The 405-nt window shown below is 32.1% G+C and carries 1 protein-coding gene; it reads left to right on the top strand.

Features of this window, described 5'->3' with window-relative positions:
* Positions 1–405, top strand: a 405-nt coding sequence (locus tag RCF13_RS05430) for a hypothetical protein (protein WP_308140945.1), incomplete at both ends; no start/stop codon positions are given.

The following is a 405-nucleotide window of genomic DNA, read 5'->3' as shown; positions in this document are numbered from 1 at the left end:
AGCCAAGAAGTATAAAGAGATAGAACAAAGGATCTTAAGATTAGCTCCCTTAATCAATTGTGATAAGGGAGTTGACTTTTTAAAAATATATAACAAATATATTCTAAGCCTTAGTTTTCTTCGCTTTAATTATGTTAAAATCTATTTAAAAGAAAAATTTATAGGTATCCAGTTAGAGTGCTCTATGGCTGATGTGAGGTGTTTTATGAATAGAAAACGAATTTTTAAAAATATAGCAGGGATATCTTTAATCTGCATGGGCATTGCTGTAATGCTATATCCTGCTTTAAAAGAACATTATTACGATGCAAAGCAGAAGGCAGCCCTGTCATCTTATAGGGAAGCAATTCATAGTATTCAGGTTACGGATGAGGATATAATGGAAGAACTGTTCGTAAATCCAAC

It is taken from the genome of Stenotrophomonas maltophilia group sp. RNC7 (genome assembly GCF_030910085.1).
GTDB lineage: Bacteria > Pseudomonadota > Gammaproteobacteria > Xanthomonadales > Xanthomonadaceae > Stenotrophomonas > Stenotrophomonas sepilia.
This window is presented reverse-complemented; position numbering and strand designations above follow the sequence as displayed.